Source organism: Mesorhizobium alhagi CCNWXJ12-2 (assembly GCF_000236565.1).
Taxonomy (GTDB): domain Bacteria; phylum Pseudomonadota; class Alphaproteobacteria; order Rhizobiales; family Rhizobiaceae; genus Allomesorhizobium; species Allomesorhizobium alhagi.
This window is the reverse complement of the sequence record NZ_AHAM01000354.1, coordinates 1-1389: the sequence shown is the minus strand read 5'-3', so window position 1 is coordinate 1389 and position 1389 is coordinate 1. Positions and strand designations below refer to the sequence as shown.

At 66.8% G+C, this 1389-nt stretch carries 1 protein-coding gene; it reads right to left on the bottom strand.

Annotation, left to right across the window (positions count from 1 at the left end):
• Nucleotides 1-74: 74 nt before the first annotated feature.
• A partial coding sequence (locus tag MAXJ12_RS34090) for an IS1634 family transposase (RefSeq protein WP_008840819.1) occupies nucleotides 75-1389 on the bottom strand: 1315 nt, incomplete at its 5' end.

The window sequence follows — 1389 nt, the reverse complement described above, 5'->3', positions numbered from 1 at the left end:
CTAAACGGAGCTTCTTACTATTTCCGAGCGCAAGCCATTGATTTTCCGCCGTAACTCCATCTTGCGCAGGGTGTTTACTGGGTACGGGCGACGGCGAGGAGCTCGAACGCCTTGCTGTGAATGGGTGTCGGCCGGGCGGTGATGGTGAAGAGCATGCCCGGGGCGGTGGCGATTTCGACGGTGTTTCGGGTGAGCGTAGCGAGATCGGCGATGAGAGTGTGGAAGCTGTGGACGGGCAGACCATCGTGGGTGCGGCCAGTTGTCTGCTTGGCTCGGGCTGCTGGCGATCGCTCGGCCTTGGCGACGACGCTGGCGCGGAGCGCCTCGGCGGCTTGCTTGTCGGTATCGTCGTAGAGCATGGGCGCCAGACGCTGGCGCATATGCCATTCGAGATAGTATCCGAGCATGCAGAGGAAGACGTGGGCGCGCACGCGCTCGGGCAGCCAATGGTAGACCGGGCGCACGTGGAGATCGACGGTCTTGATCGAACGGATGGCGCGCTCGACCAGGCTGAGGGATTTGTAGCTTTTGACCGTGGCGGCATCGTCGAGCGCGGTGGCGGGCAGGCTGGTGCGCACGGCGTAGAGCCCATCGAGCGCAGCTTCGGCGGCAATCTCGGCGGTCTTGCGGGCGAAGGCGAAGGTCGTGTCGGTGATCTCGAGGGTGAAGTGCTTGGCCATCTTGTGCCGGTTGATCACGGCGCCGACGGCCAGGCCGATCTCAGCCTTGCCGCGCAACGGCTCGCGCTTGCGCCGGGCGGCGGCGGCGATGGGGGCAAGCTCGCGCTCGGTGGCCCGAAGCAGGTCCTCGCGCTTGCGTGCGCGCTCGGCGGCCAGCGCGTGATTGCGGCACAGGATCAGGCGTTCGCCCGGAAAGTCCGGTGCGGTGATGGCGGCCATGTCGCGGTCGTCGAACAGCGACATCTGGAAGGCACCCCCCTCGAGCAGGGCGCGGATCGCCGGGGCGCGCAGCGCTGTGATCCAGTCGAGCCCGGCCGGCTTGATGTCCTGGGTGATGCGGGCCTGGGTGATCATGCCCCGGTCACCGACCAGGACGACATGGTCGAGACCGAAGCGCTGCTTCAGCTTGGCGACCTGGTTGCCTAGCGTGGAGGGGTCACCGGTCGAGCCTTCGAAGACCTCGACGGCGATGGGGCAGCCGTCGGGCGCGCACAGCAGGCCATAGACGATCTGCAGCTTGCCCTTCTTGCCATCGCGGTTGTAGCCGAACTGGGCGAGCGGGCAGCAACGGCCTTCCATGTAGCTCGACGTCACGTCGTAGAGCACCAGCGTGCCGCCGGTGAGATGGCGTCGGGCCAGCGCCGTCTCGACGGCGGCCTGTCGGACCGCCAGCCAGTCGAGTGCGCTGTAGAGCTCCGCCTCGTCGACC